We start from the raw sequence: 13,276 nt of genomic DNA on the forward strand, positions 1-13,276 counted from the left end.
TATGAGTGATAACTTAAAGCAAGAAACCCTATTCGAGATGAAAAATGAAACCCAAACAGGTCCAGTAACCTGTTTGGGTTTGACATTTGAAAATGATGACGCGCGCCGCGCGTATTTTACCGAGGAGTTGCGTAAGAAGTTACCAGAACTTAAGGGGATTAAAGGATTTCCAAAAGGTGATGATGAGGATATTTTGACTCTTTCAGACCCGCCTTATTACACCGCTTGTCCTAATCCATGGGTCAATGATTTTATTTTGGGTTGGGAAAAATGTAAAGAAATGAATGATGCCTTTGATTTTCAACGAGAACCTTTCACTGCTGATGTTAGTGAAGGTAAGAGTCATCCTATATATAATGCCCATAGTTATCATACGAAGGTCCCTCATAAAGCAATTATGCGTTATATTCTTCATTATACTAATCCTGGCGATGTTGTTTTCGATGGCTTTTGTGGTTCGGGTATGACAGGAGTCGCTGCTGAGATGTGCGGAAATCGTGAAGCGGTTAGGGAATTGGGGTATCAAGTCGATAACGAAGGATGGGTTCTCAAAGAAGAAATAAAAGAAGATGGAAAGGTAAGTTGGGTTCCTTTTTCTAAACTGGGGCCCCGTCGTGCAATATTAAATGATTTATCGTCAGCGGCAACATTTATTTCGTACAACTATAACACCCCAGTTGATATTGCAGCTTTTGAGAAAGAAGCAATTAAACTATTATCTGAAGTGGAAAAAGAATTTGGCTGGATGTATGAAACGAAACATATTGATGGGCAAGTTGGTAGAATTAACTATACCGTTTGGTCTGATGTTTTTGTCTGTCCTGAGTGTACATCTGAGATTGTGTTCCGTGATGTTGCCGTTGATTACGATTCTGGAAATGTAAAAGATGAATTTGCTTGTCCATTTTGTACAAGAACTTTAACAAAACGAAGTATGGAACGAGCATGGACGACAAGATATGATAGTTTAATTGGCCAAAATGTTAGAGAAGCTAAACAGATACCTGTGCTTATCAACTATACGGTTGGTGGTAAGAAAGCTGAAAAAAAACCAGATGAGTTCGATCTTAAGTTAATAGAAAAAATAAACAATTGTGAGATTCCCTACTGGGTTCCGACCAATGAATTAAAAGACGGTCAAAATACTAGACAACCGAAAATATCTCATGGAGTAACGCATATCCATCATTTTTATACAAAACGTAACTTAATGGCTTTAGGAGCTCTTTACAGTGCTGCTTTTAAATCTAAATCAAAACTTTGTGTTTTTTTTGTGCAATATGCTGCTTTAGGGTTCTCTAAATTATCGAGATATTCTCCCAACCATTTTTCCCAAGTAAATAGGTACTTAAGTGGAACATTATATATTGGTTCACAGCAATCGGAAGTATCGGTAAGCTATATACTTTCAAACAAGTTTACACGACTATCTAATAATGAAGCAGTGCTATTTCCAAAAACAAGATCTTCAGTTATCGGATGTGGTGATTCGTCAATTATAGAAATTAAACCTAATTCTGTTGATTATATATTTGTTGATCCTCCGTTTGGAGCGAATCTTAATTATTCTGAGCTTAACTCAATTTGGGAGAGCTGGCTCAAAGTTTCTACCGATGATGAACCGGAGGCAATTGAGAATAGCGTACAAGGAAAAAACCTAAATGATTATCGACAACTTATGTTAGATTGCTTCAAGAAGGCATACTCAATATTGAAACCTGGTCGATGGATGACAGTTGAATTTTCAAATACTAAGGCTTCTGTATGGAATAGTATTCAAACAGCACTTGTGGAGTCAGGGTTCATTGTTGCAAACGTGTCTGCATTAGATAAGAAACAAGGGAGTTTTAAAGCAGTAACAACTACCACGGCAGTGAAGCAGGATTTGGTAATATCGGCATACAAGCCATCTAATGAAATGAAATCCGAAATCATTAAGAATCAATACACGGAAGATTCCGCATGGTCTTATGTAAGAAACCATCTTGAAAAACTACCTATTTACATTGGGCCGAGAGGTATTACTGAACTTATTGTCGAAAGGACTCCAAGAGTTTTGTTCGATAGAATGGTGTCATATTATGTGCAGAATGGTTTAAGCGTACCTTTGTCATCGGCAGAGTTTCAAACAGGTGTGGAACGTCGGTTTCCGATGAGAGATGGTATGGCTTTTCTTGAGAGGCAAGTAGTAGATTACGATAAAAAACGGATGAGCGGAAGAGGAGTTTCTCAACTAAGTCTATTTGTATCTGATGAAAATAGTGCTATTGAATGGCTTCGTCACCAGTTGCTTAAAAAACCACAAACACGTCAAGAGTTACATTCAAGTTTTATTAAAGAGATTCAGCATATTGCTAAGCACGAAATGTTACCAGAGTTAGATACTCTTTTGGAGCAAAATTTCTTAAAGTACGAGGGAGAAAGTGAAGTTCCTAGCCAAATACACACGTATCTAAGTTCAGACTATAAAGATCTACGCAATCTGTCTAAAAAGGACGATAAACTGGTTGAGAAAGCTCTAGATCGTTGGTATGTACCTGATCCAAATAAACAGGCAGATTTGGAGAAATTACGTGAAAAAACATTATTGAGAGAATTTAGTCAATATATTGAAGAGCTTTCTTCCAATAAGAAAAAACTAAAACAATTCCGCACCGAAGCTATCCGAGCTGGATTCAAGAAAGCTTGGAGTGAAAAAGATTACCAAACAATCGTAACAATCGGGGAGCGCCTCCCTGAAAACGTACTTCAAGAAGATGACAAATTGCTAATGTATTACGATAACGCACAGATCAGACTCGGCCTGTAGTTAAGGAAGTGTAGACGATTTGAATAAAAATTGGCGTCAAAAGGTGCTTGAACATTTTCAAGCACCTTTCTACCATATTACGTTAGTGACAGACCCAGATTCCCTGTTGCAAGATGAAGTCATTATCAGCCAGTTGTATAAGTTAGGGATAGACGTTGTAGAATTTAAAGATCGGGCCGTATTCAGGTATTGGTATGAAAGCCAGTATAGACCGAATCCATTTAATAGTTATCTGCTAATACATCCGAAGTCAGATGATATCAGTGATATCCCCTACGATATATGGGCTCAGGGCAAACATATTTCAATTTGTAAAAGTGAATTGTTCCCAATGCTATCCGCACCTATCGTGCAAGAACTCGATTTTAGAACACTAGATACTTTATCGTTGATGGATGATATACCAGTCAAGAGATCAGACAATGATACTATAGACTTCTTATTGAAGCGAATTTACAAATTACCATACGACACTATTGATTCCGCAGCTGAATATATTTTACTTTGTATAAGCCGACATCAACTTCCTTTTACAATGCCTGAAACGATAGAAAACTATCTGAGAGATGCATTAAATCATACAAACAGTAATCCACGATTGATTATATCTGAGTTAATTCAATCTTCTGATGCTTTGTACTCCTTCTTACAGCAGGAATGGTGCAATTTCTTGGAGAATGATACTCCTGAGTATCATCCATTTTGGGATACCAAATTACAAGATACACTTGCTGGTTTATTTCGTATAGGCAAATTAATACCTATTTCCTTTAATAAAGATTCATTACCTGATTCATTATTATTTGGAGTAAAACAACTGAATGAAGAACAGTCACAAATCGTTTTAATAAACGAGCATATCGGTCAGATCGAAAAAATGTTAGAACTTGAGATTGACCGCCGCGGCTGGGTCAACCTTATCGGTTTATTCAGTACTGCGAAATCAATCATGTTAACTCTAGATACTTCATCAGAAATTAGTAAGAAAATAAAGTCCCTTGAGCAACTTATAGAAGAGCAATTTGCTCTCTGGCTAAATAATCATTATGGGGCGTTGGCTTCGTTATCAGATCAGCATACACCAGTTATGCTCCATAAAGTGGCTGAGCATATGCACCTGCAAGGAAATCCTAAAAAGGCTATAATTGTAATGGACGGATTAAGTTTTGTACAGTGGAGTCAATTGCGTTCAAACTTACAGTCTTCTTTCGATTTTATAGAAAACGGTACATTTGCTTGGATCCCTACGTTAACCTCTGTATCTAGACAAGCCATTTTCTCGGGGGAAATACCGAAAACTTATTACTCAACCATTCATACAACAGCTAATGAGGAAAAAGAGTGGAGAGCATGTTGGGCTAAATATGGTATTGCGCCAATACATGTCACGTATGAAAAATCATTAGGCCAAGGGGAATATAATAAATCGGAAATTAAGGCGTTATCTAAATCGAGCATTAAAGTGGCGGGACTTGTAGTCGACATTATCGATAAGTTGACACATCACACGATTCAAGGTCATAGGGGAATGCAAGGGCAAATTTCTATTTGGTTAAAAACCGGTTATTTGCAATCATTACTTCACGATTTATTGGATGCTGGATTTGATGTATATATAACTTCTGATCATGGCAACAAAGAAAGCATAGGTATCGGAGCCATTCGCGAAGGCGTATTAGCGGATACCCGTGGTGAGCGAGTTCGAGTTTATAATTCTGAGGAGTTGCGGGATCGGGCTGTACAGAAATACTCGTCGCAAAAATGGGATTCTATCGGCCTCCCGGATGAATTCTTCGTATTGATAGCTAAAAGTGGCGAGGCTTTTGTTAAAGAAGGCGAAGTTGTAGTGAGCCATGGCGGGACCAGCATTGAAGAGGTTATCGTTCCTTTCGTGCGAGTCAAGAAAAGAAGAGAATGAAGGTGTCAGATTGAAAAAGGCGGTTGGCTTTGATCAAAAACTGCAATTGCATCAGTTGGACCACATCGCACGTGAATTATCAAGAGTGGAAAATCGACAACAGCTATATGATCTAGTGGATCAAAATTTGATGGCAGATATTGCTGGTGCTAAGGCAAGACTTAATGCTAGAACGATTCTGTTTAAAATTTGGCTGTTAGTCGACAACGAGAATATGGAAATTCGGGATCGTGGCTTACAATTGTGTACGAACGCTTCGAGAGAAGAAAGATTGCTCCTGCACTGGGGCATGATGCTTCTTGCATATCCATTCTTCAGGGATGTTGCTGATCAAGTGGGGCGTCTCTTTCAGCTTCATGGGGAATTCTCGAGTATGCAGTTGAGCAGGAAAATTTTTGCGCTTTATGGTGAACGTAGGCGAGTCAGTGTATCAACGGGAGCCGTACTTGGAACTTTTAAACACTTAGAAGTAATCAGTGAGCAAAAAAAACAATATGTGAATGCTGGAAAGATACCCATTCGCCAGTTAGAATATAAACTTTGGCTTATTGAGGTCATGCTGAAAGCCGCTGAGAAATCAGCCATAGAATTAAAGCAAATTGCTACGGAACCTTGTTTGTTCCCATTCAGTTTAAACTTAGCGGAAAGCGAATTGAGAAATAGTCGGTTACAAGTAACGCGGCAGGGTATAGACATGGTGATGGTAGGATTGAGGTAAGGCGGTGGGATCATGATTAAAGTCGGTGAAATAGTACAAGGTGCTCAGTTTCCAGAGAGTGTTGAAATTAAAAAAGTTGAAGCCTTCGATGAAGGCTTTTTCTCTATTGCTGCATTAGGGCGGGATTCGAATCGGTATTATGAGTTAATGTTGGATAAAACTGAGCTTGAATCTTTGAAAAGAATAAGTGGGCAAATTAGTATGGACCAGCAGATAGCCTCAAGTGATCTTCAACATTATCTGCGATATCACGCATTGTTAGTCAATAGTAAATACTCTTCAAAAAGGGCATTGGGCAACAAAAATTTAATTCCATTGCCACATCAGATCGAAGCGGTTTATAGCCGCATGCTTCAAATGCCCCAGGTACGCTTCTTACTTGCGGATGATCCAGGTGCAGGGAAGACGATTATGTCGGGTATGCTCATTAAAGAGCTTAAAGCACGTGAAAGTGTGGAGAGAATCTTAATTCTTGTTCCTCCATTAGTCTTGAAACAATGGCAGGAAGAGTTGCAGGATAAATTCCATGAGGATTTCTTTATCATAAATCGCTCTGTAATCAAGCAGTATGGTTCGAAAAATCCGTTCTTAGAACATGAATGTTGTCTTGCTTCCGTTTATTGGGCGGCCCGTGATGATGTAAAAAGCTTAGTCAGTGAGGCGAATTTCGATCTTGTGATCGTGGATGAAGCTCATAAAATGGCAGCCTACACTCATGGAGTTGCCAATAAGAAAACATCTAAAACAAAGCTATATCACTTAGGCGAAACCGTACTTAGGCAAGCAGAGCATTGCGTGCTGCTAACAGCTACTCCACATAAAGGTGACATGGAGAACTTTCGGCATCTGATGCGTTTAGTAGATGATGATATTTTTTCTAACTTGTCGGTAACAGAATCCCTACGCGAAAAGGCAAATCCGTTTATTATTCGAAGATTAAAGGAAACACTCAAAAATTTTGATGGGACGCCCCTTTTTCCTAAACGGACAGCTAGAACGATTCAGTATACTTTATCTGAAGAAGAACTTGATCTTTACGAATCAGTTACAGATTATGTTCGTCTCTACTTTAATCGAGCGATGAATTCAGGAAGTAACAGCACAGCTTTTGCTATGATGCTGCTCCAAAGAAGGCTCAGCTCGTCTGTTAATGCCATAGATCTGTCGCTTAAGCGTAGAAGAGACCGGTTAATCAAGCTGTTAGAAGAAACGATCGCAAGTAAGAAGAAACAAAACAAAAATAGAATGGAATTTGATTGGGATGAGTATGAAGACGAATCGTTGGAAACTCAAGAACAGTTAGAAGATGAACTTGAAAGCTCAACAGATAACCTTGATCCAGAGGAGCTAAGGATCGAAATTAATGAGTTAGAACGATTAATAAGGAAAACCTCCCGACTGAAAGAAACGGCTGTTGAACGAAAATATGATGAACTAGAGCAAACCTTATTTGGTTGGAATGGTTTATTGAATCAAGGGGAAAAGATTCTTATCTTTACGGAATCGGCGGACACACTTGATTTTTTGGAGAAACGCTTATTAACGCGTGTCCCGCAGATCGCGAAGATTGTTGGGCGTTTCTCTATGGATGAGCGTAGAAGACAAGTTGAATTGTTTCGTAATGAGTGCCAGATCATGCTTGCTACGGATGCCGGTGGAGAGTCGATCAACCTACAGTTTTGTAATCAGATGATCAACTACGACATTCCGTGGAACCCCAATAAGCTAGAACAACGTATGGGACGTATTCATAGAATTGGTCAAAAGAATGAAGTGGCTATCTTTAATCTTGTTGCATCTAACACACGAGAAGGCGACGTAATGATACGTCTGCTTGAGAAAATGGAACGAATGAGGGAAGACTTAGGTGCCGACCTTGTATACGATTTTATCGGTGACATCGTTGATGGTGATTTCAACGATTTGGCATCGTTAATGCAAGCTGCCGTCATTCACCGTGAAAAGTTAGACGATATTATTGCAACTATGGAGCGGAAACTCTCAGAAGAGCATAAAAAACTGCTTGAAGAGGTAGAGCGGGAGAGGCTTTCCGAAGATATTTTTGATTTACCCAAGATGCGAAGGGAACAGCATGATCTTGTAGTAAGAAAACTCCCCGAACAAAATTTTGGGTTATTTACAGAATATATCCTTAAGAAATGTAATGTGCGGATACACCAGACCCAAAATGAGAAGATAAAACGAATTGAACGATTGCCTAAATACATTCGAGATATATCAAAAACAAATCGTCTTCCATTGTATCAACTGGAGGATGCAATTCGTTTCACTTCATTTAGGAGTTATGTAAAGGAAGGAATCGATATCATTTCTGAGGATCATCCTCTATTTAAATTAGGAATGATTCTTACACGTAAAGAAAATGAGAAATTAGCAATAGATCGTTATATGGTGTATTGTCCGGTAAGTGAACCCTTGTCAATTGAGGTTTATCTTAATAGTGTTACCGATGGCACAGGAAATGAATTAGCTAATGAACTTATCCTTCTAGGTAAACGACAGGATGATTCATTAATTCGATTAGATCCTTATTGGTTGTTTCAGCATGAGTTTGTCGGTGAACTTACCACTTTAAGTGAGTCGTTAGATAGTTCATTTCGGTCCGCCGCGGTGAAGGCAGCAATGGATTTACGTGATCAGGTTCGACAAAAACGTGAAGAGCAGCTGGACCGAGTATCAAGCTATTTGGACAAAACGTTTAAAAAACAAATCGATGATTTAATTGAGCGCCGCGGCAAGTATGAACGAGAAAATGAGGAAAATCGTAATGGTGCCTTAATTAATCAAGTTGATGCTAATCTAATTGACGTGGAAATGCGTAAGGAGCGGAGATTAGCTTTAGTTCAAAGACAAAAAAATATTGGAATGAAGCCACCAAAACGAATTGCCCAACTGGAGGTTATACCAAGAGGAAAATCTCAAAGACTTATTTCCGTAGATTACAAGGACATTATCCAGGATTACGAACGACAAAATGGGCGGGCAAATATAAAGACATTTAATCCATTTTCGCTGGTTGACTTTTATAGTGAAAGATTTAACGGGGAGCCACGATTCATCATCATTTCCGACGAAGAAATGTATTGGCCATCCGAAGAATATTCCGAGGATTTGAAAGAGATAGAAGATCGGACTTATATTTATGTTGTGAAAGACGGTACTGTGAAAGAAGAGAGAAAACTAACAGATTTACCAACATTTATTCAAATGTAAGGCTTGGTGTGTCGCGGCGCTTTACAAAGAATAATATTCTACTTTTCGTTTCCTGACATCCTATGTTGGGAAACTTTTTTATTGATGGTTGTATAGCAGGATTTTATTGGATATTGACGAAGACATAGGAAGTGAGAACTATTTCAAATGTTGTACTTTGAAGTACTAATAATTAATTTAACCAAGAAAAGTAATCGATAAATATATTTAAAAAGAACATATGTTTCGTGACATGGATGTGTCCAACGATTGATTTATACTATGTGAGAGTAACACATGAGAGGGGATGATGACAGGATGAGCTCACTGAGAACTATTGAATTGGCTGAGGAAGTATTAAAATCTAAAGGTTGGGCTTACCAATTCGATCTATCTATGTTGTCCGATCAAAATGAAGATTCAATTAATGAGCACATTCGAAATGTTTATTTATCGGCTATTCAGGCGTTATCCAAACAGAAATCCAAAAAACTCTTGAAGGGACCTTTCTATCTTTGGATTTGTCAGAAGAAGCTGTTAGGTGGTAACCGTCAGGTTGTTGATGGTTTTGCCTTGATCGTTACGCCATTTTTTCAAGACGTGGTTGGCCGAGATGTGGACCCTGTTGTTGAAACGATGTGGCGGCATAGAGGATATATTCGAATGGAATCTGCTATTCCTATTTTAGAAGGCGCGGTTCCTAATTGTGTTTTCGAAGAGGGGCAAGTGTTACCGATCGAATTGGATGGCGAGCTGAAATCCAGATTATCGGATGCTTTTGAGGAGCATCAGTATATGCTTTCACTTACCAATCCAGGGATGACTCTCAGATCCAATCCTTACGAATAAATAATCGGAGGCCAACATGAACATCCATCAAATAGAAGAAGCTTTGTCTATTCCCGAAACGTCGCTACGTTGCCAACGCGTGCTTGATGAAGTCCAGCCAGTGCTTCGTCAACTCATGGAAGAATTCAAAAACAAATATGCAGGCGATGTCCCGGAACTGCTAGATTACCATGTCCATACATATGAAGTTACTCTTCGTACAACGATGCATGATGCTCGGAATCCTAAGTATGCGGAAAGCAAGCAGAATTCTGATATTGGCAAAAAAGCATTTGTTGAATTAACGGATAAAAGCCTCTTTCAATCAGAGTACTCTGCTTTAATGCTCTCGTTAAACGGGGCGGATCGAAAACTGAAAATAATACTGAACAGCAATTTCTATCCTTTCTGGGAGGCTGTGCGAACTCAACATAACCTAGAAGAATTTGGCGCGATCCTAGATTTACTTTCAGATCAAGTAAGTATATATGTTAGCGATAATGATGAAGTTTTGTTAAACAAATCGGATTTGATCCCTTATATTCAAAAAAGTGCAAATGAGAAACGTCGTCCTTGGATAAGTTTTGGCACATTAATTGATTTTGATCAGATACCACAAATGGATCGACTTATTGATGTGATATGGAATACTTGGAATTTACTCAAACCGATTCGGCAATTTGTACGTAATGAGGCGACTAGCCATGCTCTTTCTTTGAAGATTTTGGAACAGTTTAATTCTCATGCTGAGGATATCAAGCTCACTCTCCATGGCAAAGAATATGTTGTTAAGTTCGATCAAGTGAATCAAATCAAACCTAACCAACGCCGGCAAAAATACGGGATCTATGATAAAGGCCAATTGGTAACGGATGGGATGTTAGAAAACTACTTGCGGGAACCCAATGAAGCGATCGGTGTGTTTGTCAACGGATATGGGCATCTCTTCTATAATCTCCGCAACTTACATGGAAATGGTCTTATTCAGTGGGCGATAACGAAAAGCTTTAAGTTCCGAGGTAAAGATCAATACTCATCTAATCATAACAAAGAATATCAAACGAAATCACTTGAAGAATTAGTGAAGCACGGGTTCCAGCTTGATGGGAATTCGTTTTTTGTTGGTGCTTGGGATAATGAGAAGCTGCTGTTTACGGAGCCAATCGAAAATGTGAAGAGCAGGTTGATCACAGCTGCTGCACTATTCGCAGATTGTACAGGAATGATCCATCTTCCCAAAGATTCACCAGAGTCATTCATACAGGAGAATGAACCTCATGCTGAGGAAGAGGAGGAAATGGAAGAGGGATTTCAGCACGATTTTAACCTGAGCGCCATCCTGTCCAATGTACGCGAGAGTCCCTTCACATACCCGGACGCTATTGTTCGGGATTTCCATTTGAACCTGACGAGCCTGGAAGACAAACATTTTGTCATCTTGAACGGGATATCCGGTACGGGGAAAACAAGACTTTGCTTGCTCTATGCAAACGCGGTATACGGCAAAACGTACGACGCGATGAATCCGTATTTGAAAGTCATTCCGGTACGGCCGGATTGGACCGATTCTACGTCTTTATTCGGTTATTACAGCGCTTTGGAAAAAAGATATGTTCGGACGCCATTTCTGAACGCCGTGCTTCAAGCCATCCAGGAAGGAAAACCGATGTTCATTGTGCTGGACGAGATGAATCTGGCCCGCGTCGAATACTATCTGAGTGACTACTTAAGTGCGATTGAATCGAGACAGCCGATTCGTCTGCATACGGAAAGCCATATTACAGATGTTCCGCAGGAGCTGCAAATCCCACACAACCTCTATGTAATAGGGACGATCAACGTGGATGAGACGACACACAGCATCTCGGATAAAGTGTTGGACAGAGCCTTCGTTATGACCTTGTCGGATGTCGATTTGGATCAGTTCTGGGTACAGGCGGAGTCTAAGTATAAGGTCGCCTTGCAGGAAGAATGGAAAATGCTTCAGGCACTTCATGAAAAGCTAAGCCGGTATGAGCTTCATTTCGGTTACCGGACGATGAATGAGATGCTCCGCAAGCTGTACGCCAACGAGGAACTAGATTCGGATATTCGCATGGAGAAGAAGGAAGCAGTCGATCGCGTGATTGCCGAGAAAGTGCTGCCCAAGATTCGCGGGGATGAGCGAATTGATGCTTTGCTCACCGACTTGATCGATTGGACAGCCGCGTTATTCGGCGACGGATCGGAATCGCTCTATCATTTGCTGCGCATGAAAGGAGAACTGGATCGGTATGGCGCTACCCAGTTCTGGAGATAATCCTGAATTCTACTGCTCGGACACGGGGATATGGACTCCGATTGATAAAATGCGATTTGAGGAAGCGCGAGTCTATCGCTGGAGAACGTCGTACCGCGAGCCATTCCAATTTTTTGCGCTTGGCATGCCGATCTCGATGGTGCGAACGGTAACAGGCTGGGAAGGCGAATGGACGGCGCCTTTCCAGTCTGGCTTGCTGACTTTCACAATTGAACAAGCTGAACGAATAACCCATGAGACGTACTTGTTTCCAGACAAGCGGAAAATAACCGAAGCAGACTACACGCAAATGATAGCGGATATTCTTGCGGAAGCGGCGGCTTGTTTTCAACATTGCGGAGCTTTTCTGAAGTTCGATAACAAAGGTTTCGCTCGAAAAACCTCATTGGCGCAGTGGGATTATGTCGATCGTTCCTTTTATCGGCTGCAGCAATGGTTTCGAGACATTCAAGCCAGACCGCTTCGCAAGCTGACCAGGACTGATCAATGGATTCGCAGAGAAAACGTGAAGCATGTGACGCCGGCGCTACTTGCTTGGTCGGAACGACATCCAGGCAACGGAATGAGTCGAGAAATTCCCGTTCCCGAGCTCGTATGGTCTGGTGAGCGCGAGGACACGTACAGCGTATATGAGAACCGAGTGTTGCTTCGGCAACTGCTCGAGCTACAGCATCTTCTGCGTGAGTACCAGAGCGTATCCATGGATGCGATACGATCCAAAGCCGGTTATTATCTTGATCGTGTGAACGGGTGGCTTCGCTCTTCTTTTCTGCAACAGCTACAGCCTCACGCTGGCCCGGTCGTCGTATCACAAGTGTTTCGCAAACATCCGATCTATCGGAATTGGTTTTCTTGGTTTCAGCAGCTCTATCAATTTAATGAGTACTCGATCGGAGTTCAAAACTCAATTCCTTTGAAAGACACGTATCATCTTTATGAAATATGGGTCTTCATGCAACTGGTCAAGATACTGCGGGAAAATGGCTCATTGCTCGATTCTTCCGATCTCTTTACCCTTGAGCAGGATGGTCTAGTCTTGAATTTGTCCGAGAAAAAAGAGCGCCGAATTAAGCTGGTTGGCGGCGCCACTCTTGCTTATCAACGAAGGTTCAAACCGTCAACGCTCGATTTCGTCACGTATACGCATGATATGATCCCGGATATCGTTCTTGAGGTCAAAGGGCAATTGTTTATTTTTGATCCAAAGTATCGCGTCGATCGCAATCTACCGATGGCGCTAGGAGAAATGCATAAGTATCGGGATGGAATCGTGCGATCAACTGATGGTAGCAGGGCGGTAGAAGAGGTTTATATTATTACGCCTGCAGACGGTAAGGAAAATTCGATTCTGTTCGGAGACGACTATATGAAGAAGCATCGCATGGGGGTATATACATTAAAGCCGGGCATATGGAATAAGGAATTAGCGAATAAGTTAACGAATATCATGAGCGAATCCGTAGAGGCACTGATTTAAAGCGGAGAGGAGTC

The 13,276-nt window shown here is 40.7% G+C and carries 7 protein-coding genes; all 7 read left to right on the forward strand.

The window, feature by feature from the left end; all coding sequences use genetic code 11:
* Window position 1: 1 nt before the first annotated feature.
* The 7 genes from ACFPB1_RS05860 (at window position 2) to ACFPB1_RS05890 (ending at window position 13,262) form a co-directional block, all read left to right on the forward strand.
* On the forward strand, window positions 2-2,809 hold the full coding sequence (locus ACFPB1_RS05860; RefSeq protein WP_379222923.1) for a DNA methyltransferase: 2,808 nt from the start codon (window positions 2-4) through the stop codon (window positions 2,807-2,809).
* 19 nt (window positions 2,810-2,828) lie between these two features.
* Entirely contained in the window at window positions 2,829-4,727 is a 1,899-nt protein-coding gene (pglZ, locus tag ACFPB1_RS05865) for a BREX-3 system phosphatase PglZ (protein WP_379222926.1), read from the forward strand.
* A gap of 10 nt (window positions 4,728-4,737) precedes the next feature.
* The gene (locus ACFPB1_RS05870; protein ID WP_379222928.1) at window positions 4,738-5,445 is read left to right on the forward strand and encodes a hypothetical protein; all 708 of its coding nucleotides are present in this window, start codon (window positions 4,738-4,740) and stop codon (window positions 5,443-5,445) included.
* Between the two features lie 12 nt (window positions 5,446-5,457).
* Complete coding sequence (locus ACFPB1_RS05875; protein WP_379222930.1) at window positions 5,458-8,679, forward strand: DEAD/DEAH box helicase; 3,222 nt, start codon at window positions 5,458-5,460, stop codon at window positions 8,677-8,679.
* A 297-nt stretch (window positions 8,680-8,976) separates the two neighbouring features.
* Window positions 8,977-9,507 (forward strand): hypothetical protein, encoded by a 531-nt coding sequence (locus ACFPB1_RS05880; protein ID WP_379222932.1) that lies wholly within the window; start codon window positions 8,977-8,979, stop codon window positions 9,505-9,507.
* 16 nt (window positions 9,508-9,523) lie between these two features.
* Window positions 9,524-11,785 carry an McrB family protein gene (locus ACFPB1_RS05885; RefSeq protein ID WP_379222933.1) on the forward strand — a complete coding sequence of 754 codons (2,262 nt, stop codon included), beginning with the start codon at window positions 9,524-9,526 and terminating at the stop codon, window positions 11,783-11,785.
* Window positions 11,760-13,262 carry a DUF2357 domain-containing protein gene (locus ACFPB1_RS05890; RefSeq protein WP_379222935.1) on the forward strand — a complete coding sequence of 501 codons (1,503 nt, stop codon included), beginning with the start codon at window positions 11,760-11,762 and terminating at the stop codon, window positions 13,260-13,262. The genes ACFPB1_RS05885 and ACFPB1_RS05890 overlap by 26 nt, the downstream gene beginning before the upstream one ends.
* Window positions 13,263-13,276: the final 14 nt, after the last annotated feature.

The sequence above is a fragment of the Paenibacillus sp. GCM10023250 genome, assembly GCF_042653205.1.
In the GTDB taxonomy this organism is placed as follows: Bacteria; Bacillota; Bacilli; order Paenibacillales; family Paenibacillaceae; genus Paenibacillus_Z.

Excerpts from the sequence above, each read along its gene's own strand:
- ACFPB1_RS05875 (WP_379222930.1), top strand. The coding sequence starts at position 5,458 with ATGATTAAAGTCGGTGAAATAGTACAAGGTGCTCAGTTTCCAGAGAGT.
- ACFPB1_RS05880 (WP_379222932.1), top strand. The coding sequence starts at position 8,977 with ATGAGCTCACTGAGAACTATTGAATTGGCTGAGGAAGTATTAAAATCT.
- ACFPB1_RS05885 (WP_379222933.1), top strand. The coding sequence starts at position 9,524 with ATGAACATCCATCAAATAGAAGAAGCTTTGTCTATTCCCGAAACGTCG.
- ACFPB1_RS05860 (WP_379222923.1), top strand. The coding sequence starts at position 2 with ATGAGTGATAACTTAAAGCAAGAAACCCTATTCGAGATGAAAAATGAA.
- ACFPB1_RS05890 (WP_379222935.1), top strand. The coding sequence starts at position 11,760 with ATGGCGCTACCCAGTTCTGGAGATAATCCTGAATTCTACTGCTCGGAC.